Origin of the sequence: Jiella soli (assembly GCF_020615385.1) — a bacterium.
GTDB lineage: Bacteria > Pseudomonadota > Alphaproteobacteria > Rhizobiales > Rhizobiaceae > VKMB-3413.
This window is the reverse complement of record NZ_JAJAVB010000013.1, coordinates 1-25,776: the sequence shown is the minus strand read 5'-3', so window position 1 is coordinate 25,776 and position 25,776 is coordinate 1. Positions and strand designations below refer to the sequence as shown.

Annotated in this window: 28 protein-coding genes and 1 tRNA gene; 18 read left to right on the top strand and 11 right to left on the bottom strand. The window is 67.2% G+C overall.

Annotated features, from left to right (window positions below):
* Positions 1–17 precede the first annotated feature (17 nt).
* The 3 genes from LH400_RS07330 to ftsE all read right to left on the bottom strand — a co-directional run bounded on the left by LH400_RS07330 (position 18) and on the right by ftsE (position 2,702).
* Positions 18–743, bottom strand: a complete 726-nt coding sequence (locus tag LH400_RS07330) for a YdcF family protein (protein ID WP_229152020.1) — start codon at positions 741–743, stop codon at positions 18–20.
* 317 nt (positions 744–1,060) lie between these two features.
* A complete protein-coding gene (locus tag LH400_RS07325; protein ID WP_229152019.1) occupies positions 1,061–2,050 on the bottom strand; it encodes a cell division protein FtsX in 990 nt (329 codons plus the stop codon).
* Entirely contained in the window at positions 2,043–2,702 is a 660-nt protein-coding gene (gene ftsE, locus LH400_RS07320; RefSeq protein ID WP_229152018.1) for a cell division ATP-binding protein FtsE, read from the bottom strand. The genes LH400_RS07325 and ftsE overlap by 8 nt, the downstream gene beginning before the upstream one ends.
* A 238-nt stretch (positions 2,703–2,940) precedes the next feature.
* Here ftsE and LH400_RS07315 point away from each other — a divergent pair, with 238 nt between their 5' ends.
* From LH400_RS07315 to LH400_RS07305, 3 genes are all read left to right on the top strand, one after another.
* Positions 2,941–3,720, top strand: a complete 780-nt coding sequence (locus LH400_RS07315) for a hypothetical protein (RefSeq protein WP_229152017.1) — start codon at positions 2,941–2,943, stop codon at positions 3,718–3,720.
* Positions 3,717–4,253 (top strand): hypoxanthine phosphoribosyltransferase, encoded by a 537-nt coding sequence (hpt, locus tag LH400_RS07310; RefSeq protein ID WP_229152016.1) that lies wholly within the window; start codon positions 3,717–3,719, stop codon positions 4,251–4,253. The genes LH400_RS07315 and hpt overlap by 4 nt, the downstream gene beginning before the upstream one ends.
* Before the next feature lie 98 nt (positions 4,254–4,351).
* Complete coding sequence (locus tag LH400_RS07305; protein ID WP_229152015.1) at positions 4,352–4,801, top strand: response regulator; 450 nt, start codon at positions 4,352–4,354, stop codon at positions 4,799–4,801.
* 37 nt (positions 4,802–4,838) lie between these two features.
* Here LH400_RS07305 and LH400_RS07300 read toward each other — a convergent pair whose 3' ends face one another.
* Both LH400_RS07300 and gloB read right to left on the bottom strand, forming a co-directional pair.
* On the bottom strand, positions 4,839–5,291 hold the full coding sequence (locus tag LH400_RS07300; protein WP_229152014.1) for a cupin domain-containing protein: 453 nt from the start codon (positions 5,289–5,291) through the stop codon (positions 4,839–4,841).
* A 1-nt stretch (position 5,292) separates the two neighbouring features.
* On the bottom strand, positions 5,293–6,063 hold the full coding sequence (gloB, locus tag LH400_RS07295; RefSeq protein WP_229152013.1) for a hydroxyacylglutathione hydrolase: 771 nt from the start codon (positions 6,061–6,063) through the stop codon (positions 5,293–5,295).
* Between the two features lie 284 nt (positions 6,064–6,347).
* Between gloB and LH400_RS07290 the strand changes: the two genes are divergently transcribed.
* Positions 6,348–7,115: a class I SAM-dependent methyltransferase gene (locus tag LH400_RS07290; RefSeq protein WP_229152064.1), complete on the top strand. Its 768-nt coding sequence runs from the start codon at positions 6,348–6,350 to the stop codon at positions 7,113–7,115.
* 192 nt (positions 7,116–7,307) lie between these two features.
* Positions 7,308–8,780: an MFS transporter gene (locus LH400_RS07285; RefSeq protein ID WP_229152012.1), complete on the top strand. Its 1,473-nt coding sequence runs from the start codon at positions 7,308–7,310 to the stop codon at positions 8,778–8,780.
* 67 nt (positions 8,781–8,847) lie between these two features.
* On the opposite strand, the gene LH400_RS07280 is transcribed toward LH400_RS07285, so the two are convergent.
* Positions 8,848–9,414 carry an iron transporter gene (locus LH400_RS07280; protein WP_229152011.1) on the bottom strand — a complete coding sequence of 189 codons (567 nt, stop codon included), beginning with the start codon at positions 9,412–9,414 and terminating at the stop codon, positions 8,848–8,850.
* Positions 9,415–9,563: 149 nt separating this feature from the next.
* Between LH400_RS07280 and LH400_RS07275 the strand changes: the two genes are divergently transcribed.
* The 4 genes from LH400_RS07275 to LH400_RS07260 all read left to right on the top strand — a co-directional run bounded on the left by LH400_RS07275 (position 9,564) and on the right by LH400_RS07260 (position 13,349).
* Entirely contained in the window at positions 9,564–10,088 is a 525-nt protein-coding gene (locus tag LH400_RS07275) for a SixA phosphatase family protein (RefSeq protein ID WP_229152010.1), read from the top strand.
* Positions 10,089–10,171: 83 nt separating this feature from the next.
* Positions 10,172–11,623, top strand: coding sequence for a YcjX family GTP-binding protein (locus tag LH400_RS07270; RefSeq protein WP_229152009.1), 1,452 nt, complete (start codon positions 10,172–10,174; stop codon positions 11,621–11,623).
* The gene (locus LH400_RS07265; RefSeq protein ID WP_229152008.1) at positions 11,620–12,729 is read left to right on the top strand and encodes a YcjF family protein; all 1,110 of its coding nucleotides are present in this window, start codon (positions 11,620–11,622) and stop codon (positions 12,727–12,729) included. The genes LH400_RS07270 and LH400_RS07265 overlap by 4 nt, the downstream gene beginning before the upstream one ends.
* A gap of 89 nt (positions 12,730–12,818) precedes the next feature.
* Positions 12,819–13,349: a hypothetical protein gene (locus LH400_RS07260; protein WP_229152007.1), complete on the top strand. Its 531-nt coding sequence runs from the start codon at positions 12,819–12,821 to the stop codon at positions 13,347–13,349.
* 149 nt (positions 13,350–13,498) lie between these two features.
* On the opposite strand, the gene LH400_RS07255 is transcribed toward LH400_RS07260, so the two are convergent.
* Genes LH400_RS07255 through LH400_RS07245 form a run of 3 tightly spaced genes read right to left on the bottom strand, consistent with a single transcriptional unit; the run spans position 13,499 to position 17,264 of the window.
* Positions 13,499–15,799 carry a xanthine dehydrogenase family protein molybdopterin-binding subunit gene (locus LH400_RS07255; RefSeq protein WP_229152006.1) on the bottom strand — a complete coding sequence of 767 codons (2,301 nt, stop codon included), beginning with the start codon at positions 15,797–15,799 and terminating at the stop codon, positions 13,499–13,501.
* Positions 15,796–16,779: an FAD binding domain-containing protein gene (locus tag LH400_RS07250; RefSeq protein WP_229152005.1), complete on the bottom strand. Its 984-nt coding sequence runs from the start codon at positions 16,777–16,779 to the stop codon at positions 15,796–15,798. The genes LH400_RS07255 and LH400_RS07250 overlap by 4 nt, the downstream gene beginning before the upstream one ends.
* Positions 16,776–17,264 carry a (2Fe-2S)-binding protein gene (locus tag LH400_RS07245; protein WP_229152004.1) on the bottom strand — a complete coding sequence of 163 codons (489 nt, stop codon included), beginning with the start codon at positions 17,262–17,264 and terminating at the stop codon, positions 16,776–16,778. Before LH400_RS07245 ends, LH400_RS07250 begins: the two co-directional genes overlap by 4 nt.
* Positions 17,265–17,607: 343 nt before the next feature.
* Between LH400_RS07245 and LH400_RS07240 the strand changes: the two genes are divergently transcribed.
* Positions 17,608–18,216 (top strand): TetR/AcrR family transcriptional regulator, encoded by a 609-nt coding sequence (locus tag LH400_RS07240; protein WP_229152003.1) that lies wholly within the window; start codon positions 17,608–17,610, stop codon positions 18,214–18,216.
* Between the two features lie 87 nt (positions 18,217–18,303).
* On the opposite strand, the gene LH400_RS07235 is transcribed toward LH400_RS07240, so the two are convergent.
* Positions 18,304–19,344 carry a glutamine synthetase beta-grasp domain-containing protein gene (locus LH400_RS07235; protein ID WP_229152002.1) on the bottom strand — a complete coding sequence of 347 codons (1,041 nt, stop codon included), beginning with the start codon at positions 19,342–19,344 and terminating at the stop codon, positions 18,304–18,306.
* 367 nt (positions 19,345–19,711) lie between these two features.
* On the opposite strand from LH400_RS07235, the gene LH400_RS07230 reads away from it, so the two are divergent.
* The 6 genes from LH400_RS07230 to LH400_RS07205 all read left to right on the top strand — a co-directional run bounded on the left by LH400_RS07230 (position 19,712) and on the right by LH400_RS07205 (position 23,266).
* Positions 19,712–19,966: a DUF2735 domain-containing protein gene (locus LH400_RS07230; protein ID WP_370638348.1), complete on the top strand. Its 255-nt coding sequence runs from the start codon at positions 19,712–19,714 to the stop codon at positions 19,964–19,966.
* 99 nt (positions 19,967–20,065) lie between these two features.
* The gene (locus LH400_RS07225) at positions 20,066–20,950 is read left to right on the top strand and encodes an SDR family oxidoreductase (RefSeq protein WP_229152000.1); all 885 of its coding nucleotides are present in this window, start codon (positions 20,066–20,068) and stop codon (positions 20,948–20,950) included.
* Between the two features lie 113 nt (positions 20,951–21,063).
* Positions 21,064–21,558: a hypothetical protein gene (locus tag LH400_RS07220; RefSeq protein WP_229151999.1), complete on the top strand. Its 495-nt coding sequence runs from the start codon at positions 21,064–21,066 to the stop codon at positions 21,556–21,558.
* Between the two features lie 120 nt (positions 21,559–21,678).
* Positions 21,679–22,095 carry a ketosteroid isomerase-related protein gene (locus LH400_RS07215; RefSeq protein WP_229151998.1) on the top strand — a complete coding sequence of 139 codons (417 nt, stop codon included), beginning with the start codon at positions 21,679–21,681 and terminating at the stop codon, positions 22,093–22,095.
* The gene (locus tag LH400_RS07210; RefSeq protein ID WP_229151997.1) at positions 22,092–22,700 is read left to right on the top strand and encodes a GNAT family N-acetyltransferase; all 609 of its coding nucleotides are present in this window, start codon (positions 22,092–22,094) and stop codon (positions 22,698–22,700) included. The genes LH400_RS07215 and LH400_RS07210 overlap by 4 nt, the downstream gene beginning before the upstream one ends.
* Before the next feature lie 221 nt (positions 22,701–22,921).
* A complete protein-coding gene (locus LH400_RS07205; RefSeq protein WP_229151996.1) occupies positions 22,922–23,266 on the top strand; it encodes a hypothetical protein in 345 nt (114 codons plus the stop codon).
* A 255-nt stretch (positions 23,267–23,521) separates the two neighbouring features.
* On the opposite strand, the gene LH400_RS07200 is transcribed toward LH400_RS07205, so the two are convergent.
* Positions 23,522–24,262, bottom strand: coding sequence for an SIMPL domain-containing protein (locus LH400_RS07200; protein ID WP_229151995.1), 741 nt, complete (start codon positions 24,260–24,262; stop codon positions 23,522–23,524).
* Between the two features lie 297 nt (positions 24,263–24,559).
* Between LH400_RS07200 and LH400_RS07195 the strand changes: the two genes are divergently transcribed.
* Positions 24,560–24,636 (top strand) — tRNA-Ile (locus LH400_RS07195).
* A gap of 86 nt (positions 24,637–24,722) precedes the next feature.
* The gene (locus tag LH400_RS07190) at positions 24,723–25,721 is read left to right on the top strand and encodes a DUF6538 domain-containing protein (RefSeq protein ID WP_229151994.1); all 999 of its coding nucleotides are present in this window, start codon (positions 24,723–24,725) and stop codon (positions 25,719–25,721) included.
* The last annotated feature ends 55 nt before the right edge of the window (positions 25,722–25,776 follow it).

Here is a 25,776-nt window from a genome sequence, read left to right as displayed (position 1 = left end):
CTCGTCGGCCGGGCCTCCTACCGCCGCGCCATCGGCCCAATCTGCAGGACGCCTTCCTCCGCCGCTTCCTGCGGCAGGAGGCCGAGCGCGGCACGGGCCCGGGTCGCCAGGAGCTTTGCATATTCGGTGAGGAGGATCTTCAGCCCGGCCCGGCTGGGGATCGTCTCCAGCTGCCAGAAATCGTCGCGGCGCACCGCATAGGGGGTGACGGAGCGAATCGCTCCCATTCGGTCAAACTCGAAGAGCGAGCGCGGCATGTGATAGTCGCTGGTAACAAGGATGAGGTCGTGGAAGCCGCGCCGCTTCGCCCAGCGATTGGCGATCTCGGCATTACCGACCGTGTTCAGCGCGGCATAGTCGATGTCGACGCAGCACTCGAACCAGGACTTGTCGGTCTCGGTCATGCGCGCCAGCGTTTCGACGCTGGTGCCGGGATTGACGCCGCTGATCAGGAGGCGGCGACCGCGGCCGTCCTTCAGGAGGTCGATGGCGTGGTCGATGCGCAGCGCGCCGCCCGTCAGGACGACGATCCCGTCGGCGCGCTCGACCTGCGGCGGCACGGCGAACTCCGACACCTCTTCGGTGAACCGCAGGAAGCCGCCCGCCAGATAGCCGCCGACGCCGATAACCACCACCGCAAGCGCGATCAGCGTACGACGCCCTTTGACCGTGAGCCGGCGCCTCTGTCGGGTGACCGGCAAAGGGGACTCGTTCCCGTCGAAGGCCGTCGCGCTCAACGTCATATCGCAGGTCTCGTTTCGGCTGCGGGAGCCATTCCCCGCCCCACCCTTCCGCCACAAGCTGGAAAAGACCAGCCGCGGACGGGAGCAAACGGAAGGAAGACGGTTAAGATCGTCCGATCTGCGCAAGCGAAGTCGGCTTGCACGGGCGCCGAACCGTCCGTCCCGTTTCCGAACGATCGCAGGACATGCGCTTCCGTCTGTCTCATGTCCGCTCCTTGCTCCATCAGCCGACGGGTCATTCTAGCACAGCGAAAGAGGCGCAAAACTGGCCGCCTTCCACCTCATCTAGAGACTGGGATCGACGCGTTAACGCTTCATTACCCTTCAACGGGAGAAATCATGTCAATCGCTTCGAGCTGCTTCGTCACAGTCAGCCGCGACGTCAACGCGGTGAGCCCGGCGACGGTTGCTATAAGCGCGATCACGCCGACATAGCCCGGCCAGCCGATCGAGAAGGACCCGAAAAGGGCGGTGAACTGGTCGGCTTCCGGCGTGGCGCGGTTGCTCTCCGTCCACAGTCCCAGGCCGTAGAACAGCATCATCGCCAAGCTGCCGCCGACGATCGCGCCGAACAGGCCGAGACGGAAGAAGTGGCGCTGGAACTCCGCGGCGATGAACTGCGAGCGCGCGCCCACGAAATGCAGGACCTCGATGATGTGGCGGTTGCCCGACATGGCGCCCCGCGTCGCGAAGATCACGGTCAGGATGGTGGCGACCAGCACCAGCGTCAGGATCGAGACGCCGGCGATCACCATGGCCCTCGCCATCACCACCAGCCGGGAGACCCAGGCGCGGTGATCGTCGAGCTCGGCTTCCGGAACCGCGGCCGCGATGGTCTGCGAGAGAGCGGAGAAATTGGGCGGATGGTTGGTGTCGATGCCGATGACGACGAGCCGCGGCACCGGCAGTTCGTCGAGGTCGACGCCGCTGCCGAGCCAGGGCTCGAGCAGGCGGCCGGTCGCCGCGTCGTCGAGGATGCTCGCATTGGTGACGCCGGCCGACTGCAGCGCGATCGCCCTCACCCGTTCGAGCGCGGCGTCCATGTCCAGCCCTTCGGTCGGCTTCACCTGGACGGTGATCTCGCCGGAGATGTCGTTCTCCCAGCGACCGGCGGAATCGGAGACGAGGGTGACCGCGCCGACGGTGAGGCTGGCGAGGAAGGTCATGATCGCGATGACGGTGGTCATCGCGCGGCCCGCGACGTTCCGCGGCGGGACGATCGGCGTCAGCCGCTCGCCTCGGCGCCGGCTAACGAACCGCAGAGCCGCAACGCGAAGATCCAACAGGCGGGCGGTGACGTCAGTCATAGATATCGAGACGGCCATCGGAGAGCACCAGGCGCCGGGCGTCGACCTGATCCATCAGGCCGAGATCGTGGGTGGCGATCACCACCGCGGTTCCGGTTCGGTTGAGTTCCAGAAACAGGCGAAGCAGCCGGCGGGCGAGCGGCGCGTCGACATTGCCGGTCGGCTCGTCCGCGAGCAGGATGTCCGGCTGGTCGATCAGCGCGCGGGCGATCGCGGCGCGCTGCTTTTCGCCGCCAGACAAAACGACAGGCAGGGCATTCATCCGCTCGCCAAGGCCAACCCATTTGATCAGGTCCACGACGTCCTGGCGGTAGGAGGCCTCGTCGCGGCCGCGCACCCTAAGCGGCAGCGAGACGTTCTCATAAGTCGTCATGTGGTCGAGCAGTCGGAAATCCTGAAACACGACCCCGATCCGCCGGCGGATCGACGGCAGGTCCCTGCGCGAGAGCGTCGCGACGTCGCGGCCGAGGACGGTGATCAGTCCGCGCGTCGGCTTCAGCGCGAGGAACAGCATGCGCAGGAGGCTCGTCTTGCCGGCGCCCGACGGCCCGGTCAGGAACTGGAAGGACTGACGCCGGATCTCGAAGGAGAGATCGCGCAGCACTTCCGGCCCCATGTCGTATCGAAGCCCGACATTTTCGAACCGTATCACTGCGCGACATCTCCCAAGTCTTCATCGGCGCCGTCCAACAAGCGCCGGACTTTGTTGATTCTGGGCCGGCCGCGCTCCGCGACCGGTCGAAGGCTCGGTGCGGCGACGGCCCGAAGCGGGGATCGCCCCCGCCAGCGCGCCCGCACCCCGTGTGCTTCCGGTCGCTCGCGCCGCGCTTCAGGGTTTGTTAAGCATAATTCCTTACCGCTTGCTGAACCGAAAAGCGGAGCCGATGCAAATGAGCGATCATGGCAGCAGCGCCTCGAGCACGACGGGCGAACGCATTGGGCGCCCGCGGCAGGGGCTTGACGCGATCACCGTGATCGACGGCGTCGCCGAAGTCACGAGCCGCAGCTCTCGTGTCAAAAGCCGCGAGGAGAAGGCGGCGGCCTTCGCCGCGTTCCAGCAGCACGAGCCGCAGGAGACGCCCGTTTTCGGCCGGCGGCGAAGCGCGCAGCAGGCCGGGGCGGGCAGCAGCCGGAGACAGCGGCCGGAAAACCGCGATCTTCTATGGCAGGCGCAGGCGGCAGCCGCGGGGGTAGGCCCGTCGCCCGATCCGGCAGCGCCGCGGAACGCCGCAAAGACAAAGCCATCGCCCCGCATGCCGCTTGGCCAGGCCGCCCTCGCCGCCGGGGCCTTCGCGCTCGGCCTCGCCCTTATCCCGTCGTTCCTCGTCGCTCTTCCGCAGTCGCCGGTGGCGGCCACCTCCCTCACCGATCCGGGCTCTGCCGTGGCGATCCGCAACGTCGAGGCAAGCCTCACAACGCGCGGCGACGGCGCCGTCCTGTCGGTCGCCGGCACCATCGTCAACGAGACCGCGGTGCCGATGCTGGTTCCCCCGCTCAGGATCGCCTTCCGCCACTTCGACGGGAAGATCGAGACCAAGCCTTTCCGGCCGGACGTGGACCGGCTCGACCCGCACCAGTCGGTCGGCTTCGTGTCGCTGATCGCGGTTCCCGAAGGGACCAAGGGAGAGGTCAGCGTCGGTCCGGCGCCGATGGACGCGGCCCGCTCGTGATCACCGTTCGGGGCAAGCACATCGACGTCCTCTTCGATGAGGGCCGGATCGCCGCGGAGATCGACCGGATCGCGGACGAGATCGCGGCGAGGTCGTCGGAGAACCTCCTCGCCGTCTCCATCCTCAAGGGCTCATTCGTCTTCGCCGCCGACCTGATCCGGGCCATGCACCGGGCAGGGCTGGCGCCGGAGGTGGAATTCATCTCGCTGTCGAGCTACGGCGCCGGCACCGAGGGCGGCGCCGTGCGCGTGCTGCGCGATGTCGACAGCGAGGTGAAGGATCGGACGATCCTCCTGATCGACGACATCCTGGAATCGGGCCGCACGATCGCCTTCGCCCGCGACCTCCTCCTGTCCCGGGGCGCCAAGGCCGTGGAGATCGCAGTCCTGCTCGACAAGCGGATGCGCAGGAAGACGGAGATCGAGGCCGACTATGTCGGGTTCGATTGCCCGGATCACTTCGTGGTCGGCTACGGCATGGATGTCGGCCATGCCTTTCGCGAGCTTCCCTTCATCGGGCGGGTGGTCGAGTAAGCATAGATCGACGAACGGGGTTGCGCGGCAAGCTTCAAACCAGCTACGGCGGCTAATGGTGTTGGTACACGCATTCTCATGATGAGGAGGAGGCCGGCGTGGCGAAGATCTTGATCGCCGAGGACGACCTGGGCGTGCGCCGGCTTGTTTCGCGGGCGCTCGGCCTTGAAGGCCATGACATCGTCACGGCCGAAGACGGCGAGATGGCGCTCGAGATTCTGGAAGAATCGGAGGGCGGCTTCGACCTGCTCCTGTCCGACATCCGCATGCCGGCGATGACCGGTATCGAACTCGCCCATGCCACCGCCGAGAAATGGCCGTCGCTGCCGATCCTCCTGATGACCGGCTATGCCGAGCAGAAGGAAGCCGCGGAGGATCTCGCGGCGATCGTCGTCGGTGTTCTCGACAAGCCGTTTTCGATCGCCGACATCCGCCGGCAGGTGAGCGTGGTTCTCGCCGCTGCGGCCGACACCGAGGCCCAAGCCGACGAAGACGAAGATGACGCCGACGCGGCAAACGACGGCCCGCGCACCCGCCGCTGCGCGTAGGCGGCGGCAGCGGCCACGGTGCGACCGTTCGGCCGGCTCAGTCCGCGCTCGCCTTGCGCGGCGTGGGCCGCCAGTTTTCCGGCGCCATCTCGAACTTCTCGAACGCGAAGGCCGGCGCCACGGTGCAGCCGACCAGCGTGTATTCGCCGAGCGTCGTCGCGGTCTGCCAGCAGCCGGCCGGGACCACGAACTGCGGCGTCTGCCCCGCCTCGACATCCGGCCCGAGATGATGCGCGGAGGCATCGTGGCCGTTTTGGGAAATGGTGATCACCAGCGGCGCCCCGCCATACCAGTGCCAGACCTCGGCGGCGTCGACGACGCGATGCCATTCAGAGGTCTCGCCCGCTTCCAGCATGTAGTAGATGGCCGTGGAGCGGGAGCGACCCGTCTCGTCCACGGCCTCGTCCCGGAACGTCTCGCGGTACCAGCCTCCCTCCGGGTGGGGCTTCAGCCCCAGCGTCTTGACGATCTTCAACGCGGCCGAACTCATATCAGTATTGGTCCCTCTTGGCTCTGAGCGCGGCGAAGACCGCCGCAGGATCTGCATCCGACATTCCCATCGCCGCTTGCAACTCCGGATCGTCGGCTCGCAGGAATGGATTGGTCTTCTTCTCGCGACCGAGCTGGACCGGAAGCGTCGACTTGTGCTCGACCCTCAGGGTCTCGACCTCCTTCACGCGTTCCTGCAGGGCGAGGTTCTGCGAATCGATCGAAAGGGCGCAGCGGGCGTTGGTCGCGGTATATTCATGGCCGCAATACAGCATGGTCTCGTCGGGAAGCGCGCGCAGGCGCTTCAGCGATTCCCAGAGCATCGCGGCGTCGCCTTCGAACAGCCGCCCGCAGCCGAGTGAGAACAGCGCGTCGCCGGCGAACACGGCCTTGCCCTCCGGCAGATAGTAGGAGACCTCGCCCAGCGTGTGGCCCGGCGTGTCGATCACCTCGACCCGCACCCCGCCGACGTCGACGACGTCCCCGCCCTCGACCGCCTTGTCGATGCCCGGGATCTTCGCCCGCTCCTTGGCCGGGCCGTAGATGGTGGCGTCGAAGCGGGCTTTGAGCGCTTCGTTCGCCGCAACGTGATCGGCGTGGTGATGGGTCGTCAGGATGTGGGTCAGGCGCCAGCCGGCCTCCTCAAGCGCGGCAAGGATCGGCCCCTCCTCCGGCGTGTCGATGGCGATGGTCGTGCCGGCGTCCGGCGCATGGACCAGAACGCCGAAATTGTCGCTTCGGCAGGAAAACTGCCGGATTTCAAGTGACGTCATCGCTTCAATATCCTTCGTGTCCCGCCGAGGTCACGCACCGAGCTAGCGCAGCCTCGGCGATTGTCAGCCACGATCCCGCACGGCTCTGCACCCGACATGGCGGCTGAACGCAGAGGAAGGCGTCCGCAGGCGACCGCGCGGCTCTCGTGCCGACGTCCTTCGCGACGGCGAGAATCGCAACGGGAGTTTCGAGCTAGCTTGCTATCGTCTTATGCTGGCATCTTGTCTGGTCGCGGGGCCTTCGCTCCCGGACCTGCCGCTGCGATTTTTGGGAACCGGTCACACTGACGAGCAACGCCGACATCATCGACCTTTCGGGCTTCTACGCGTCTCCCCTCGGCAAGGCGGCGACGCGCGCGGTCTCGCTCGCGCTGACGCCGCTATGGCGGCCGATCTCGGAAGAGCGGCTGCTAGGCCTGGGCTACGCCATCCCCTATATCGATCGCTTCGCCGGTGATGCGGAGCGGGCGCTGGCCTTCATGCCAGGCGGCCAGGGCGCCCAGTGCTGGCCGGCTGGCGCCGCCTCGCGGACGGCCCTCGTCGGCGTCGAGGAGTTGCCGCTCGGCGACGCTTCGATCGACCGCATCCTGATGGTGCATGCGCTGGAATTTGCCGAGAGCCCGGAGGCGCTACTGTCCGAATGCTGGCGGGTGCTTGCCCCCGGCGGTCGCCTCATCGTCGTCGTGCCGCATCGGCGCGGCGTCTGGGCGCGGTTCGAGCACACCCCTTTCGGCTCCGGCCGGCCCTGGTCGCGCGGCCAGCTCACCCGGCTGATGCGCGGTGTGATGTTCACGCCGTCCTCCTGGTCCGAGGCACTTCTGTTTCCGCCCTCCCACAAGCGCACGCTCCTGTCCGTCGCGCCTGCCCTCGAAAAGCTCGGCCGGGACCTCTGGCCGATCTTCGCGGGCGTCGTCATCATCGAGGCGACGAAGCAGCTCTATCGCGGTATTCCGGTCGCCAGCACCGCGCATGAGCGGCGCCGGCTGGTGAAGCCGGTGCTGGTGCCGACCGGAGCCGGGGCCGGAGCGAGGGTCTGCCGCGAGAAGCCATAGACGGCTCGGGCCGCGACAGCCCGGCGCGCATCGCCGGCCGGTGCGCGAGGCGAGAGGGGCACCGCCGCGAGCGCCTCGACGCCGCCGGCGAATCCCACGAGCTTGCTGCGGCCGCGACGCACCGCCCCTTGCAGAGCCGTGGTCCTGTCCTGAATAAGGCGCTCGAAAAGCCCTCATCCGAAGGATCCGGCATTGACCCGTTCCGACCGCCCGGCGAGCGCCGAGCCGAACCCGCGCCGCTGGCTGACGCTCGCCGTCCTGCTCCTGGCCGGTTTCATGAATCTCATCGACGTGACCATCGTCAACGTCGCGATCCCGAGCCTCAGGGACGATCTCGGGGCGACGAGCTCGCAGATCGAATGGGTGGTGGCGGCCTACATCATCGCCTTCGCGCTGGGCCTCCTGCCCTTCGGCCGGCTCGGCGACATCGTCGGCCGCAAGCGCATGTTCCTGATGGGCGTCTCCGGCTTCACGCTCTGCTCGCTCCTGTGCGGAATGAGCCCCACGATCGGCATTCTGGTCGTCGCGCGGGCGCTGCAGGGGCTGACCGGGGCAATGATGATGCCGCAGGTGCTGGCGCTGGTGCAGGTGACCTTCCCGCCTGAGGAGCGCGGCTTCGCCTTCTCCTTCTTCGGCGTCACCGCGGGGCTCGCATCGGTGGCGGGGCCTCTCGCCGGCGGCGCGCTGATCTCCGCCGACATCTACGACCTTGCCTGGCGGCCGATCTTCCTCGTCAACCTGCCGGTGGGGCTCTTTGCGATAGCGGCCGGCTGGACGCTCATCCCGACCACCGAGGGCGGCCGGCGCGAGCCGCTCGACTTCGTCGGGATACTGCTCGCCGCGGCGGCCATATTCTCCGTCGTCATCCCGCTGGTCGAGGGCCGCGAATTCGGTTGGCCGCTCTGGTGCTTCGCACTCCTCGCGACTTCGCTGCCGCTGGCCGCCGGCTTCATCGCCTGGGAGCGGCGACGGGAACGGCGCGGGACGACGCAGCTTCTCCCGGTCAAACTGATGGAGAACCGGCACTTCCTGCTCGGCCTCGCAATGACATCGGCGCTCTTCGCGGGGATTCCCGGCTTCTTCTTCGTCGTGGCGATCTTCCTGCAGGTCGGCTTCGACTACTCACCGCTCCAGTCGGGCCTTGCCACCGTTCCCTTCCCCGTCGGCGTCTTGATCGCCTCGCTGATTTCCGGCCGCTTCGGCTCGCGCATGGCCAAGGCCCGACTGATTGTCGGGCCGCTCATCCTGGCAGCCGGCATGGCCATCCTCTACGCGGTGGTCGGCGGGGTGACCGACAGCGTCAGCCATTGGAGCCTGCTCCCGCCGCTCTTCCTGTGCGGCCTAGGCATGGGAATTACCGTGGCGCCGCTCTTCGCGACGATCCTGATGGTGGTGGAGACGCGCGACGCGGGCTCGGGCTCGGGCATGCTGCAATCGTTCCAGCAGATCGGCGGAGCCCTCGGCGTCGCGATCGTGGGCGAAATCTTCTTCGGCACGCTCGGCGGTCAGACGGCGTCTCATGCCGGTTATCGCGACGCCTTCGAGGCGGCGCTGGTCTACCAGATCGCGATCTTCCTGATCCTCGCCTTCCTGGCCAGCCGGCTGAAGGTGCCCGACCGCCAGCGCGAAAATCCCCGATCGGCGCGGCTCCCGGCGGAGGCCTGACTTCCTCCGAAGCCTGCCGCGCCGGACTTGCCAAGATGCAGGCCGGCGCGGGCCGCAGACGGCCGGGCTATTCCCGCCCGGTGGTGATGGCGATCTTTTCGAACGTCACCTCGACCGGCTCGCCGTAGCGCTTGCCGTTCACCTCGTCGTGGCGTGGAAAGGTGGGGGCGGCGATCGCGACATGAAGATCGTAGGTGCCGTCTCCGGGAACCTTCAGATCCTGGCCGTAGTGATAGAGCCCGGGATGCCAGAGGAACTGCGGCTTGAACTCGACCGGCGGCTCGCCCTCCTTCTTCAGCGTGCAGGTGATGTCAAGATAGGGCACGAAGCGGTGGTCGGTCGCGTCGAGGACGGCGATCTCCATGTGGCAGTTCTTGTCCTTGGCGGCCTCCGCCCATTCGAGCTTGCCGTCCTTCATCTCGTACATGCCCTCGGCGCGCTCCTGCGCGAAGGCGACGATGAAGTCGCCGGCATGCTGCTGGCCGCCATTGTCGGCGACCTCGTTCGCCATGTATTCCAGCGATGCGAGATATTTCGCGCCCTCCTCCTTGGCGAGGCGAAGCTGCTTGCGGTCGGCCTCGTCGCTCGGCGTCGCCGGCGGATTGCGGTCTGCTGCAGCATTGTCGCTGGTCATGATCGTCCCTTTCATGCTGTGTGGTCGTGAGGGCAACGCCCGGTCGCAAGGCTTGGTTTCGTGACCATCCGGTCATGCCGGCCCAAACAACGAGGGCCGGCAAAAGGCGGCGGATTGCCCGGCCGCGCGTTTCGTCTTACTCCGGGTAAATGACCGGATCGTCCAAGACCAGCCTCCTCATTCTCCGGCACGCCCATTCCTCCTGGGCGAGCCCCGGCCAGCGCGATCATCAGCGGCCGCTGGACGAGCGCGGACGTCGTGAGGCGGAGCTGCTCTGCCGCCTGCTGCAGGATGCCGAGATCGGCATCGACGCCGTGATCTGCTCCACCGCGGTGCGGGCGATCGAGACGCTGGAGGCGATCCGCCCGGCCTTGCCGGCCGGCCTCTTCGAAGAATTGTCCAACGACCTCTACGCGCTCGGCACCGAGGCCTATTACGCGGCAGCGAAGCGCCACTCCGGCAGGAACGCCGTGCTTCTCGTCGGCCACAATCCGATGGTGGAGGATTTCGCCCGTTCGCTGGTCGCAGACGGCGAACGGGAGGCGCTCAAGGCGATCGCTGAGGGATTTCCCACCTCGGCCTTCGCGACGATCGCCTTCGACCGGCCGCTCGGCGAAATCGCGCCGAAAACCGGCTTCCTGGCGGGTGTGATCATCCCCCGCGAGGAACGCTGAGGCGCCGGCCGGTCTACTGATCGGCGGCCGCACCACCTATATCGACGGCAACTTTCCTCAGACGTGGACGGCTCCTCGCCCCGATGACTTCCCTCGCCGACGAAGCCCGCCTCGTCCTCGACAATTTCACCGATCGCACCTCGCATCTCCTGCATCCGACCCTGAGGCTGGGCGTCACCGGCCTGTCGCGGGCCGGAAAGACGGTGTTTATCACCGCGCTCGTCCACAACCTCCTCCATGAGGGACGCCTGCCGATGTTCCGGGCGAAGGCCGACGGGCGCATCCTCGGCACCTATCTGGAGGAGCAGCCGGACGATGCGGTCCCGCGCTTCCAGTACGAGGACCATATCCGCACGATCCTCGAAGACCGCGCCTGGCCGCAGTCGACCCGCGCGATCTCCGAACTGCGACTGACCATCGACTTCGAATCCGCCTCCACATGGCGGCGCATGCTGCCCGGCGGACGCCTGTCGATCGACATCGTCGACTATCCCGGCGAATGGCTGCTCGACCTGCCGCTGATCGACAAGGACTTCCGGGCCTTTTCGACCGAGGCGATCGAACGGGCGCGGCTGCCGTCGCGCCGCGAGGTGGCGCGAGAGTATCTGGCGCTGATCGACCGGACGGATCTCGAGGCCAAGGCCGACGAGCCGACGGTGCAGGCGCTGAAGGCGGCCTTCGCCGGCTATCTCCAGGCCTGCCGCCAGGATCGTACGGCGCTGTCGACCCTGCCGCCCGGGCGCTTCCTGATGCCGGGCGATCTCGAAGGCTCGCCCGCCCTCTCCTTCGCGCCGCTGCCGGTCGAAAAGGGCAAGAACTATCCGAAAGGCTCGCTCGCGGCTTTGATGGCGCGGCGCTACGAGGCCTACAAATCGGTGGTGGTGAAGCCGTTCTTCCGGGAACATTTCGCACGGCTCGACCGGCAGATCCTGCTCGTCGACGCGCTTCAGGCGATCAATGCCGGGCCGGAAGCGGTCGCCGATCTCGAGACCGCGCTGACCGACATTCTCGCCTGTTTCCGGCCCGGCCGCAGTTCCTGGCTCGCCTCCTTCCTCACCCGGCGGATCGACAAGATCCTCGTCGCCGCGACCAAGGCCGACCACCTTCATCGCGACAGCCACCGCCGGCTGGAAGCGATCGTCAGGCGCCTCGTCGACGACGCGACCAAGCGGGCGCGGTTCTCCGGAGCCCGCACCGAGGTCCTCGCCATGGCCGCCGTCCGCGCCACGCGCGAGGCGAGCGTCGAGGAGAATGGCGAGACGCTGCCGCTCATCGTCGGCACGCCTGCCGCCGGCGAGCGGATCGGCGACGAAAGCTTCGACGGCAAGAGCGAGACCGGCATCTTTCCCGGCGATCTTCCGGCCGATCCGGCAGCGCTGTTCAAGGCGGACGGCGAGCTTGCGGCCGGTGCCATCCAGTTCGTCCGCTTCCGGCCGCCGCGGCTGGAACGCTCGGCCGAGGGCGTCACCCTGTCGCTGCCGCATATCCGGCTCGACCGGGCTCTGGAATTCCTCATCGGAGACCGCCTGACATGAGCGACGACCCGAACAGACCGCGCCGCCGGCCGGGCGCCTACCGGCTGCCTGGCGCCGAGCGCGAGGCGGAAGAACAGCGGGCCGCGCCGGAAGTCGCGCAACGGCCGCCGCGCGCCTTCGAGGATCTCGCCCGGCTGGAGATCGATCCGGACGAGGCGGTCGACCAGGATGTGCTGGAGGGGCTGGAGGTCGAGCCGGCTTCGCCGATCCGGCGGGGCTTTTCCTTCGGAAAGCTGTTCGTCACCGCCTTCGGCATTCTCGTCTCCTTTGCCGTCGGTCTTGCCGTCGACGACATCGTCCGCCAGCTCTTCGAGCGCAACGAATGGCTCGGCTGGACGGCACTCGCCGTCGCCGCCCTCTTCGTGATCGGGGCCATCGGCGTCGCGGCGCGTGAGGCGATCGGCCTGATGCGGCTCGGCGCGATCGACCGCGAGCGCCAGAAGGGCCTCGCCGCCTATCAATCGGATTCGCTACCCGAGGCGCGGTCCGCCGTTGCAGCCTTGACCACGCTGATCAGCGGCCGGCCGCAGACGGCCGAGGGACGCGCGCGCCTCGCCGCCGTGGCCGACGACGTCATTGATCCCGCCGACCTCGTAGCGCTGGCCGAACGCGAGCTCCTCGTGCCGCTCGACATCGAGGCGCGGGCCCTGGTCCTCGCCTCGGCCAAGCGGGTCTCCGTGGTGACGGCGGTCAGCCCCAAGGCGCTGGTCGACGTTTCCTACGTCCTGTTCGAGACGGTTAAGCTGATCCGTCGCATGTCCGAACTCTATGGCGCACGGCCGGGAACGCTCGGCCTGATCCGCCTGACGCGCAACGTCGTCGCCCATCTCGCGGTCACCGGCTCCATCGCGATCGGCGACGGCGTCGTCCAGCAGCTGCTCGGCCATGGCGTCGCCGCACGGCTTTCCTCGCGGCTCGGCGAGGGCGTGGTCAATGGCCTCCTGACCGCCCGGGTCGGCCTCGCCGCCATGGATCTCTGCCGTCCCCTGCCCTTCCTTCGCGAGCGCCGGCCGACGATCTCGGACATGCTGGGCGAACTCTCGGTGATCGGCGGCAGCAACTCGCTCGCCGAACGGGCGATGCGCAGACGGGACACGAGCGCGTGAAGGGACCGACCGGCGCAAGGCTTGATTAACCGTTCGCAGCGATACTGACAGGGTAAACGCTTGGTTTTTCAAGTCAGGAAGGTTTGTCCATGTTGCGTCCCGCCGCTGCCGGTCTCGCCCTCGCCATCGCCGGCTCGGTCGTGGCGACACCTGCATTCGCCGATTCCGACGAAGCCTTTTTCCAGAGGGTTCAGGGTAGCTGGTCCGGCCCGGGCGAAGTCGTCGCCGGCAAATACAAGGGCACGAAATTCGTCTGCACCTTCGACGGCGCCCGTCCCTCCAAGACTGTCGGCGTCGCGCTCGACGGCTCCTGCCGCGTCGGCCTGTTCTCGCAGCCGATGCGCGCCGAAGTCACGCGCGCTGGCAACGGCTATCGCGGCGCCTTCCAGGACGGCGCCAAGGGCCGCGGCCTCGACATCGTCTCCGGCAATGTCGACGGCGACAGGATCGTCGTCGGCCTCGACCGCAAGCAGCTGAAGGGCGCAATGATCGCCCGTCTCGACGGCGACGACGCCTTGGCGATCACGGTCTCGGTGCGCGTCGCCTCGCAGCTCGTCCCGGTGATCGGCATGAGCCTCAAGCGCACCGGCGACATGCGCCAGAGCGCGCTGGCGCGGTAAGTCTGCCTTCGCCGGATCGGTCCCTTTTCGGGAGCCGTCCGGTCAGGTGCCCGCCCTGCAAGCTCCGACTAACGAAAGCGGCCGCGGCGCAGCCCCGCGAGGCTTGCGCCCCGGCGCGCTTTGTTCAGCCCACGCCAGCCAGCCGGACGTTACAGCAAACTCTCCAGCGTAATCGGCAAACTGCGCACACGCTTGCCGGTCGCGTGGCAGACCGCGTTGGCGATTGCCGGGGCGACGCCGACGATGGCGAGCTCGCCAACCGCCTTGCCGCCGAGCGGCGTCGCGTCATAGTCTGGCTCGCCCACGGAGATCGTCTCGATGTCCGGGACATCGGCATTCGTCGCGATGCGGTAATCGGCAAGGTTCGATGAGAGGATGCGGCCGTTGCGCGGGTCGGTGACGCCCTCTTCGAGCAGCGCCATGCCGATACCCATCACGATGCCGCCCTTGAACTGGCTCTCGGCGAGCTTGGGATTGTAGAGCCGGCCGGCATCGAGCGCCGTGACGACGCGCGAGACGCGGACCGTGCCGAAGTCCTCGTCGACACGAACCTCGATGAAGTGGGCGCAGAAGGAGTGCTTCGACACGGGCGCTTCGGGCAGCGATCCGCGGCCCGCCAGCGTCGAGAACATACGCTGGCGCTCCTCGACCGAACGCTCGCCCGGCGGCAGCGTGTCACGCGTGACCTGGAGATGGTCGCGCCCTGTCGCCGACAGGAGCTCTCCGACCGGGATGGCCGCCCCGCGCGGGGCACCGATTCGTCCGTCCTTGACGGTCAGCGTGTTCGCCTGGTCGCGCAGCGGCGAACGGGGATCGGTGAGGCCGAGGGTAACCAGTTCGTCCCGCGCCGCAAGCGCCGTCTTGTGGACCGCCGCCGTCATCAGATTGGCGAGCTGCGAGCCGCCGGCGACCGGCGCGCGGCCGAGCCGGGAATCGCCGAGCTTCACCGAGACGGATTCGACGGGAACGCCGAGGACGTCCGCCGCAGTCTGGGCGAGGATGGTGTAGGTCCCGGTCCCCATGTCGATGGCGCTCGACAGCACCTCGACCGATCCGTCGGAAAGCACCCGCACCGTCGCCTCGCCCGGCGCGGCGTAGACCGGATGCGTGCCGACGGCCATGCCCCAGCCGATCAGCTCGCGGCCGTCGCGCATCGATCGCGGCTCGGGGTTCCGCCCTGCCCAGCCGAAGGCCTCGCCCGCAACGTCGTAGCATTGCAAGAGCCGCCGCGATGACCAGGGCTTACCGTTCTCGTAGTCGTGGTCCGGCTCGTTCCGCCGACGCAGTTCCACCGGATCGATACCGAGCTCGACCGCAAGCTCGTCCATCGCGCATTCCAGGGCGAAGGCGCTGGGGTTCTTGCCCGGCGCGCGGAACGGGCCCGGCAGCACCGTATTGACCGGCACGACCCGCTGGCGCGAGCGGAAATTCGGCACGGCGTACATCATCTTGGTGACGACGCCGAGCGTCTCGGCGAAATTGCCGTAGACCGAGGTTTCGCTGGCGGCGTCGTGGTCGAGTGAGACGAGCTTGCCATCCGGCGTCGCCGAAAGCTTCAGCGTCTGGCGCGTAGCCGGGCGGCCGCCATAGGCGGTGAAGGTCTGGGGCCGCGTCACCGCCAGCTTCACCGGCCGGCCGAGCATCTTCGCGGCAATCGCCGCGGCCGCCGAATGCGGCAGGCCCTGCGCCTTCGAGCCGAAGCCGCCGCCGATATAGGGCGAGACGATCCGGACATTCTCGAAGGCAAGGCCGAACCAGCCGGCATAATTCCGCGCGGTGCCGTCGACCCATTGCGTCGGCTCGTAGATCGTCAGCCGGTCGTCTTCCTCCCAATGCGCGATCAGCCCATGCGGCTCGATCGGCACATTGTATTCGCGCGGCGTCTCGTAAGTTCCTTCGAAGCGGACGGGCGCATCGCGATAGGCGACCTCCGGCTCGCCCCACTCCTTGGCAAGGGCATCCGTAGAGCGCCCCTCGCCGGCCCGCGCGTCGGCGAAGGTCGGCACGCTCGGTGCTTCCTCGTAGGCGATGTCGAGGAGATCAGCGGCGGCACGGGCCTCTTCCAGCGTATCGGCGACGACCGCCGCGACGAGCTCCCCGTTGAAGCGCACCTCGCGGGCGAAGGGCACATAGGTATCGCCCGGCGGGGTGTTGCCGAAGAAGTCCGGCATCGGCTTGAGCTTCAGCGAATTCTCAGTGTCGAGCACCAGCCGCACGCCTGGCGCCGCCTCGGCCGCGCCCTTGTCAATCGCCACGACGCGGCCCGCCCCGATTGTCGCCTGGACGAGGACGCAATGGAGGACGTTTTCGACCGGCTGTTCCAGCGCATAGGTCGCAGCGCCCCGGACCTTCGGCGCGCCGTCTCCCCGCACGCTCACCCGCCCGAGCGGACCGTTCGCTTCGCTGTCGGCAGCACGGCCGAATTTGGTTTGAGTGTCCGTGAGGCTCATCGGATTCCTCCGACCTTGAGGATCGCGCGTGCGACGACGCGTGGGAGAAGTTCGATCTTGTAGCGATTGCCCGGCCAGGACTTGGCGCCCTCGACCGCCGAGCGGCTTGCCTCGCGGACACTCGCTTCGTCGAGCACCCTGCCCGTCAGCGCGGCCTCGACCGCCTCCGCCCGCCAGGGCCTTGTCGCGACGCCGCCGAGCGCGACGCGGATGTCGCGGATCGTCTTCCCGTCCGGCTCGAGTTCGAGGCCGACGGCGGCGCTCGCAGCCGCGAACTCGTAGGAGGCGCGGTCGCGGACCTTCAGATAGGTGGAATTTGCGGCCGCCGCCGACGCCGGTACATGCACCGCGGTGACGATCTCGCCGGGGTCCAGTACCGTCTCGCGCTCCGGCGCACCGTCCGGTTCGAGGAAGAAGTCCGCGATCGGGATCTCGCGCCGGTCCGTGCGGATGGTCGCGTCGAAGGCCGTGAGGGCGACGGCGAGATCGCCCGGATAGAGCGCGATGCACTGGTCGCTGGTCCCGAGGATCGCGTGGTCGCGGGTCACGTTCTCCAGCGCCGAGCAGCCCGAGCCGGGCCGGCGCTTGTTGCAGGCGGGATAGCCGGCGGGATCGCGAAAATAAGAACAGCGCGTGCGCTGCAGGAGATTGCCGCCGATCGTCGCCATGTTGCGCAGCTGCGCGGAAGCGGCGAGGAGCAGCGACTGCGAGACCGCCGGAAAGCGCGCCTGGACTCCGGCATCGGCGGCGACGCGGCTCATCGTGGCGAGCGCGCCGATCGTCGCGCCGTCCTCGTTGTGCGCGATCGCCGGGAGATCCGGCAGCCGGGTGATGTCGACCACGGTTCGCGGCTTGGCTACGCCGCATTTGGCAAGGTCGATCAGCGTGGTTCCGCCGGCGAGGAGCGCCGCGCCTGGATCGGCCGCCAAGCTCGCTGCCTCGTCGAGGCTCTTCGCGCGGGTATAGTCGAAGTCGATCACGCCGTGGCTCCTTCCACGCTCTGCGCCGCCTTGCGCACGGCCGCGACGATGCCGTTATAGGCACCGCAGCGGCACAGATTGCCGGCCATGAACTCCCGGATTTCCGCGTCCGTGCCGGCGTGGCCCTCGCGGATGCAGGCGACGGCCGACATGACCTGGCCCGGCGTGCAATAGCCGCACTGGAAGGCGTCCTCCTCCAGGAAGGCCTGCTGCACGACATCGAGCGTGCCGTCCTCGCCCGACAACCCTTCGATCGTCGTCACCTCCCGGCCCTCCGCCTGGACCGCCAGAGTGAGGCAGGCGAGCACGCGCTCGCCGTCGACATGCACGGTGCAGGCGCCGCACTGGCCTTGATCGCAGCCCTTCTTGGTCCCGGTGAGGCCCAGATGCTCACGCAGCGCGTCGAGCAGCGTCACCCGCGGCTCCAGCGTGACGGCATGGAGCACGCCGTTGATGTTGAGTTCCATCGATCTCAGGCTCGCCATGAGCTGTCTCCTTCGAGAGGCGAAAGGCGTCCCGTCAGCGCGCGATCCGGATGCGAATGGGGATCCGGCCATCGGGAAAGATTGTGTCACAACAGTGGGATCGGACGGCAAAGCGATCGCGCTCCGCACGGGATTCAATCGGATACGCGCGCGGCGACCCACCGCCTCGCGCCGCCAGCCGGCGGTGACAGGCCGGCAATCGGGTGCGATAAGGTGATCGGGGCGCTCCGCATTAACCGGAGGAGCCTCCGGTTAGCGCCGAGGTAATGCCTGCTTGCACAGGTTCAAGTCCGGCCCGAAAAAATGTTCACCGAGATGGGATCGGGTCGTGTCGCGATCATGCATGACAGACAGAGACGACGGACCGGCGGCAGGCCGGCCGATGCGCGCCGACGCGAGGCGCAACCGCGAAAAACTCGTCGCGATCGCGGCGAAGGCCTTCGCGCGGTCAGGCGTCGATGCGTCGCTGGAGGCGATCGCGCGCGAGGCGGACGTCGGCACCGGCACGCTCTACCGCCACTTCCCGACCCGCGAGGCGCTGATCGAGGCGGTCTATCGGCACGAGGTTGAGGGGCTGGTCGCCGCGGCGGACGAGCTGTCGCAGAGCCGAAGCGCCGATGCCGCGCTCGCCGAATGGATGCAGCGCTATGTCGACTACATCGCCACCAAGCGGGGCATGCGGGACAGCCTCAAGCTGCTGCTCGAATCCAACTCCCCGCTCTTCGCCGAAACCCACGGCCTCGTGCCGCGAACCTTCCGGGGCCTGATGGAGAAGGCGGTGGCAGCCGGCACGATCCGGCCCGATGCCGACAGCGCCGACGTGCTGCATGCCTTGTCGAGCATCTATTCCGCCTCCGACGGCCCGGACTGGCACGAGCGCTCGCGCCGGCTGGTGTCGCTGATCATGGACGGGCTGCGCTACGGCGCGCCGCACCCCTCTTCCGGGACATAGACGCCCCGAAGCGCAAGACCGGAAACGAAAAGCGGCCGCCCCCCGAAGGAGCCGGCCGCCTCATGGAAGATCGTCCTGCCGTCAGGCTCAGGCCGCCGCGGACTTCTCGGCGCCGAGCGGGACTTCCGAGATCGTCTTCAGCACCTGCGAGGCGATGGCATAGGGGTCGCCCTGCGAGTTCGGGCGGCGATCCTCGAGATAGCCCTTGTAGCCGTTCTTCACGAAGGAATGCGGCACGCGAACCGACGCACCCCGATCGGCGATGCCGTAGGAGAACTTGTTCCACGGCGCGGTCTCGTGCTTGCCGGTCAGGCGAAGGTGATTGTCCGGGCCGTAGACGGCGATATGGTCATGGAGGTTCGTCTCGAACTGCGCCATCAGCTGTTCGAAATAGTCCTTCCCGCCGACTTCGCGCATGTACTTGGTCGAGAAGTTGCAATGCATGCCCGAGCCGTTCCAGTCGGTGTCGCCGAGCGGCTTGCAGTGATACTCGATGTCGATGCCGTATTTCTCGGTCAGCCGCTGGAGCAAATAGCGGGCGATCCACATCTGGTCGGCGGCCTTCTTGGAGCCCTTGCCGAAGATCTGGAACTCCCACTGGCCCTTGGCGACCTCGGCGTTGATGCCCTCGTGGTTGATGCCTGCGGCCAGGCACTGGTCGAGATGCTTCTCGACGATCTCGCGGGCGACGGCACCGACGGCACTATAGCCGACGCCGGTGTAGTACTTGCCCTGCGGCTCGGGATAGCCTTGCGTCGGGAAACCGAGCGGGCGGCCGTCCTTGTAGAAGAAATATTCCTGCTCGAAGCCGAACCAGGCGTCGTCATCGTCGAGGATCGTCGCGCGGCTGTTCGACGCATGCGGCGTCTCGCCGTCGGGCATCATCACTTCGCACATGACGAGCACGCCATTGGTGCGGTCGGGATCGGGATAGCAGGCGACCGGCTTCAGGACGCAATCGGAGCTGTGGCCCTCGGCCTGCATCGTGGAGGAGCCGTCAAAGCCCCAGAGCGGCAGCTGCTCCAGCGTCGGAAACTCGGGAAATTCCTTGATCTGCGTCTTCCCGCGCAGATTGGGGACCGGTGTGTAGCCGTCCAGCCAGATATATTCGAGCTTGTACTTCGTCATTTGCTTTTCTCGTCGTTGCGATGCGGGTGGTGCGAAACACGAACCGCCCCGGCCGATCGCGGCAGGCGATCAGGCGCGGCCGGCGACCGGATGAAACGATGCATGTCGCGTGCCAAATCCGCGCCGCCTACGGCGATATTTCGCTCCCTGCGACGACGACGCCCCTTCGCTTCCGCGTTACCGGGCACTTTTCCGCGCCCCGCGCGTTGAGTGGAAGCGGATCGCCGCAATCGACACTGCCGCAGTCGCTTCGCCCAAAGTCGAAGACGAGCCCGCGCCTGCCCGGCGAGGCGCGAGACGGCAGATTACGACCTGCCTATTATTTAGCCGTTTGATGATTTTATTTTGAGCAGATTGCATCTGTGATATGCATACACACCTAGGGAAGAAACGGCCGGAAAAAGACCGAGATGTCAGCCCGGCGCCAAGTGAGACCAAGACCATGTCCGAACAGACCAACCGACCCAGCGCCAAGATCCTGCAGTTCCGGCCCAGGCCCGATGCAAGGTCGCGCAACGGATCCAACGCCCCTCGTCAAGCGTCACCAGCACCCGTGATCATCGACGATTGCTGGTACCATCAGGAGGCCGTCCGCGAGGCCGAGGCCGCGCGCAAGCCGTAGGCGGTAGCGACCGCAGCATGGGCTGCGCGCAAAAAACCGGGATTGAAGCGCCGCACCCCCGCGCCATCTGCCTCTCGGATATAACCGTTGAGGGCGGCCATGACCGACAATCGCTCGCTGCGCGGCAAGACCCTGTTCGTCTCGGGCGGCTCTCGCGGCATTGGCCTTGCGATCGCGCTGAGGGCCGCTCGCGATGGCGCCAATGTCGTCGTCGCGGCGAAGACCGACGAGCCGCATCCGAAACTCCCCGGAACAATCCACACGGCCGTCGACGCGATCGAGGCCGCCGGCGGCAAGGGCCTCGCCGTCACCTGCGACATCCGCGACGAGGATCAGGTGAACCGGGCCGTGGCCGCCGCGGTCGATCGGTTCGGCGGCATCGACATCACCGTGAACAACGCCTCCGCGATCCAGCTGACCGGTACGCTCGACACCGAGATGAAGCGCTTCGACCTGATGCATCAGGTCAATGCGCGCGGGACGTTCCTCGTCTCCCGAGCCACGATCCCGCATCTGAAATCGGCGCAGAACCCGCACATCCTGACGCTTTCGCCGCCGCTCGACATGAGTGCAAAATGGTTCGCGCCGCACCTTGCCTATTCCATGGCGAAGTTCGGCATGTCGATGGTCACGCTCGGGCTCGCGGAGGAACTCAGAGCAGACGGGATCGCGGCCAATTCGCTCTGGCCGGCGACGGCGATCGACACCGCCGCCGTGCGCAATCTCCTCGGCGGCCACGCGGTCGCGCGGATGAGCCGGAAGCCCGACATCGTCGCCGACGCGGCCCATGCCATCCTCACCCGGCCTTCCCGCCAGGCGACCGGCAATTTCTTCATCGACGAGCTCGTGCTGATGGAGGAAGGCGTCGAAGACTTCTCCGCCTATGGGCCAGAGGGCGGCGAGCCGGTTGCCGATTTCTTCGTGCCCGACCAGGTGTTCTCGCAGATCCGCACCCGGGTCGGCCGTCCGCTTCGCGGCGGCTGAGCGGGCGCACCCGGCCGGCATGACAAAGGCTTGACGAAACGGCACGTTGCGATCTTCTGCCATGCGCACGCCAGCTGGCGAGGAATACCGATTCGTATGGGAGACAATCCAGAATGAAGCTGCGTCTGTCGATTGCCGGCCTGGCGGCGTGTCTTGCCGCGGGCATGGCTGGATGCACGACCACGGAAGAAGCCAACCAGGCCATTCAGGGCCGCTGGATCGGCCAGTCGAGCGATGCCTTCTTCTCGCAATATGGCCCGCCGGCGAGCCAGTTCCCGCTGAATGGCGGCGGCACGATCTACACCTGGCGCGGCGGCGAGACCGACCGCAACATTCCCGCCCAGTATCGCCCGACGACCAAGCAGGAACTGGAGCTGGAGAAGAAGGGGCCGCGGACGATCATCAATATCGGCGGCGACATGAGCATGGACCGTGCGCCTCCGGGGCAGGTCCTGGTCTCGCAGGCGCGGACGGAGCAGCTCGGCTGCGAGGCGCAGATCACCACCAATCCGGCTGGCGTGATCACCGCGATCCGGGCGAGCCGAGATACCGACGGCGAAGGTTTCAGCCTGTCGCGCTGCGCCGAGGTGTTCGGCGTCACGAACTGAGACGGCCCGCAGAGCCTGCCGCCGTGCCGGCCTCGAGCCGGCGCAAGTCTTTCTTGAAGAGACGATGCAGCGGCCGCGGCGGCCGCTTCCCGGCCCTGCGGCGAAGATGGAGGACGAGACATGACCTCGCGCGATGAGACCGAGGCGCTGGTCGGGCGGTATCTGGCCGCCTTCAACGCAAGCGACTGGGGCGGGATGCTCGCCTGTCTCGACGAGGACGTCGCGCACGACCTCAACGAGGGCGGCCGCGAGATCGGGCGCGAGGCGTTCCGCGACTTCCTGGCCACGATGGCGCGGCACTACCGGGAGACACTGACGGACATGGTGATCATGGCAAGTGCGGACGGCACCCGCGCAGCCGCCGAATTCACCGTCCACGGCGAATATCTCGCGACCGCCGAGGGTCTGCCGGAGGCAGACGGTCAACGCTATTCCATCACCGCCGGACAGTTCTTCGCGATCGATGACGGCCGGATCAGCCGCATCACCACCTATTACAACCTCAAATCCTGGATCGCCGCGGTCTCGGGACGATGACGGGGACGCAAGAATCGGTCCGGCTCGAAACCCTCTCCGGCGGCGAGATCGCCGGCGTGCTCGACGATCTCGCCGCGCTGCGGATTTCGGTCTTCCGGTCGTTTCCCTATCTCTACGAGGGCGATCCCGCCTATGAGGCGCGCTATCTGGAGATCTATGCCGCCTCGCCCGGAGCGGTCGTCGGGATTGCGGTGACCCCCGAGGGCCCCATCGTCGGTGCGACGACGGCAGCGCCCCTCGGCGACCACCAGCCGCAGCTTGCCGAGGCCTTCGGACGTCACGGGGAAGACCCGGCGGACATCTTCTATCTCGGCGAATCCGTGCTCGATCCCGCCTATCGCGGCAGAGGGATCGGCCATCGCTTCTTCGACCTGCGGGAGTCCGCCGGCCGCATGCAGGGTTTCAGCACCGCCGCCTTCTGTGCCGTGGTCCGGCCCGCCGACCACCCCTTGCGGCCGGACGATTATCGGCCGCTCGATCCGTTCTGGCAGGCGCGCGGCTACGAGCCGGTCGCAGGCCTGCGTGCGCCGATGCGCTGGCGCGACATTGGCGAGGAGAGCGAAACCGAGAAGCTGATGCAGTTCTGGCTGCGCCGGATCGACTGAGCACCGACGGCCGGCGCCGCGAGCTGGCTCCCGTCCAGCGACCAAAGATCGGACGCGAAGGCGCCGACCTGCACCGCGCGACACGCGCCAGACTGCCTACCCTGCGGCAGGGGCCGCCTGAACCTCGAATGAATGCCCGTTTCCGGATGGGTTCAGCTCGAAGAGACCATGGTGTTCTCCGTCGCCGGCCGATGCGCCGGCCTGTCACAGGAGAACCCGACATGTTCGATCGCTTCGCCAAGACCCTGCTGATCGTCGCAGCACTCGCCACCGGCGGCGTTGCCGCCACGGCCGCGCCCGCCGCCGCTGCCGGCCCGACCATTGAGATCACCGGCGATATCCATCTTGCCGGCCATCGCCATCATAGGCGCGACCATGTCCGCGGCCCGGCCTGCTCGCCGCGCCAGGCGGTTCACAAGGCGCACCGCCTCGGCCTTCGCCGGACGCATATCCGCCGGGTCAACCGCCGCGTCATCGCCGTCGCCGGCCGGTTCCACCATCGCGGCCATGCAGTCGTGCGCTTCGCCCGCGTCCCCGGCTGCCCCGTGCTCGGCTTCCGCCGCTAAGGCGGATTTCCGGAAAGCCCCGGCGGTCGGTCCCTACCCGATCTGCCGCCGGGCGGCGGATCGGCCGCCGCCGATTAAGCGGCGCAGAGACGAGAGCCGGCCCGAGACCGGGACTTTCTCTCGACATTCCACCGAGCGTTGCGCCTCGCGCCTCGCAGCGGGATCCGGGTCAGAGTGTCATCCGCCCCGCAACCTCTGCCCTCGTTGCATCTGGCAGGGGCAGACAGTTCGCCTCCCGCCCTCTCCGCCGTAAGGTCAATCCTGGATCTCGAAGACCATCTGCACGGTTTCGCTGAAGCGGTTCTCTCCCGCTTCGACCGGAACGCTGCTCGCCGCTTCCGCCGCCATCATCTTCATCGACCGCTGATAGGGCATCGGCGGATTGCCGGCCGAAGGCTGGCTGATCGACAGGATCCGGCCGAGCCTCACCCCGGCGGCCTCGGCCAGCACTGCAGCGCTGGACCGGGCCTTCGCAATCGCCTCGCGGCGTGCCTCGTCCCTCACCGCCTGCGGATCGTCGACGCCGAAGCTGATGTCGCCACCCTGGTTGACGCCGAGGCTCACCGCCCGGTCGAGATACTCGCCCACCCCGGCCATGTCATGCACCGTGACAGTCAGGCTGTTGCGGACGTCGTAGCCGACGATCTCCGGCGGGTTCTGCGATCCGTCGCTGCGGTTGTCCGCGCGATATTGCGGGTTGATGGAAAAGCCGGAAGTCTGGAGATCCTTGTCCGCCGCGCCGAGCTTGCGCATGCCGTTGATGACGCGCTGCATGGCGGCATTGGCCGCATCGAGCGCGGTTCTCGCCGTCTCGCCGGACCGCAGGACCGTGAAGTTCAACGTCGCGACGTCGGGCTTGGCGCTCGCCTCGCCGGAGCCGCTGACCACGATGACCCGCGGATCGTGATCCTCGCGGCTGGCCCCGGTCTCGGCCGCGGCCTGAAGGCTCAAGGACAGGACGATGGCGGCGACGAGGACGGGGATCGAACGGGGCATGGCAAGACTCACGGGCTGGATCTGATTGCGGTCTTGTCGAAGAAGACCGCGGCTGCAATGTGGTGACGGGCTTCGCGCCAAGCGAAAGCCGCGACGCCGATCCCGGCTATCGCGGGCTGCCGCCTGCCCCCCGGTCTTTCCACGGGCAGGGACCGTTCCGGCACGAGGGCGAGAGGCCGATGGAGGCGCGGAGGCCGCTCTGCCGACGGGCCCGGCGAAGCGCTCTCGCTCTTGCCGCCCCGCCTCGGAAAGTCCCGCTTGAGGGGAGCCCGGCTTTGCTATAGGCGAGTCGTCGTGGGGCCTGTAGCTCAATTGGTTAGAGCCGGCGGCTCATAACCGCTTGGTTGGGGGTTCGAGTCCCTCCGGGCCCACCACCTTCCTTGCAAACTCTTGAAAACACTGAAGCGTCGTCGCCATTTCGGACTGGACAAAGGCCGGAGTGCATAACATCGTGCATAACATGGACGACGATTCGATGTCTCTGCCTGCCTACGTAACCATGAGGAATGGGGTCTATCAGTACGTCCGGCGGATCCCTGAAGACCTTGCCGACCAGTTCTCCGCGCCGCGGATCCAGCGGTCATTGCGAACCCGTCTTCCCGGCGAGGCCCGACATCGCGCGGCCGCCATCGACCGTGAGATCGAACAGGAGTTTGATGCGGCGCGTCGGCGCGCTGGTCTGGAGGCCACACTCCTGCCGACAGCTGAATGGACTTGGGTCGAATGGGAAAAGGTCGTCGAATATCTGGTGGCGCGATGGCTTCGCGACGACCTGCACGAGCGCCTGCGCAAAGCAACCGGCGAGCACTTTTCGGAAGATTGCCGCGGACACCGGCTCTGGCTTGATGACAGGAGCCTCCGCACTGCGATCGATCTTCACCGAAAGCTGAAGGGTATGACTGTCTCGGAGTACGAGGCCGATCGCGCACTTATCATCCGTCGGATGCTGTTCGCGATCGGTGTGCCTCTTCCAAATTCGAAATCATACCGAGAGGAATTCATGAGTGCGGCTCTCAAGGCCGAAGTCGAATGTCTCGAAGCGATCTTTAAGCGGGAAGCGGGCGAGCGTATCGACCATCCTCATCCCGACACGATCGATGGGCCGTGGAGACGTCGCGCGATTCAGCCTAAGGATCCCGAGGCTCTGAGCGATCTGGCGAGCGTCGTGTCGCCCGTGCGGCGAACCCCAGTCTCCGCGGCCCGTTCATCACGATCGCTGGACGACTGCATTGCCGAGTGGGAAAAGGAACGCGAGCGGCTAAAAAAGAAGGTTGATCCGCACCTCGTGGCCGATATGCGGAAGACAGTGGAGCGGTTTACGCGTCACGCTGGCGTGACCGACGTCAACTCCGTTCAGCGTCATCATGTAGTCCGATTTCGAGACAGCCTCTTCGACGAAGGTCGATACAAGGTTGCGACCATCAACAAGAAGATCGGTTTTGTTACGTCGCTTGTGTAATTACCCACCCCCTTGCCAACGGGGCCGATCGCTGAATCCATGTGCGGATGGATCG